Genomic DNA, 730 nt, shown 5'->3' with positions numbered 1-730 from the left:
CGTTGACCCGGACGGCAAGGGCCTGGACTCGCACTGGCAGAAGACCGCCTTTGCGCTGCTGGTCGGGGTGATCCTGCACGCGCTGTACAAGGCCAAGGACGAGGGCGGCACCGCCACGCTGCCGTCCGTCGATGCGATGCTGGCCGACCCCAACCGCGACATTGGCGAGCTTTGGATGGAAATGGCGACCTACGGGCACGTAGACGGCCAGAACCATCACGCCATCGGCTCGGCGGCCCGTGACATGATGGATCGGCCCGAGGAAGAGGCCGGCTCGGTGCTTTCCACGGCCAAGTCCTACTTGGCCCTCTACCGCGACCCCGTGGTGGCCCGCAACGTCAGCCGGTCGGACTTCCGCATCAAGCAGTTGATGCACGAGGACGACCCGGTAAGCCTCTACATCGTCACCCAGCCCAACGACAAGGCCCGCCTGCGGCCGCTGGTGCGCGTCATGGTGAACATGATCGTGCGCCTCCTGGCCGACAAGATGGACTTCGAGGGCGGCCGCCCGGTGGCGCACTACAAGCACCGGCTCTTGATGATGCTGGACGAGTTCCCGAGCCTCGGGAAGCTGGAGATCATGCAAGAGTCGCTGGCCTTCGTGGCCGGCTACGGCATCAAGTGCTACCTCATCTGCCAGGACATTAACCAGCTCAAGAGCCGCGAGACGGGCTACGGCCACGACGAAAGCATCACGTCGAACTGCCACGTGCAGAACGCCTATCCGCCC

Annotated in this window: 1 protein-coding gene; it reads left to right on the top strand. The window is 64.8% G+C overall.

The features are described from left to right. Positions 1-730, top strand: a 730-nt coding sequence (locus tag RMZ43_RS35975; protein ID WP_428851023.1) for a type IV secretory system conjugative DNA transfer family protein, incomplete at both ends; no start/stop codon positions are given.

It is taken from the genome of Nostoc sp. CmiVER01, assembly GCF_034531135.2.
Classification (GTDB): Bacteria; Cyanobacteriota; Cyanobacteriia; order Cyanobacteriales; family Nostocaceae; genus Nostoc.
The sequence above is the reverse complement of the archived record's forward strand: the minus strand, read 5'-3'. Positions and strand labels throughout refer to the sequence as shown.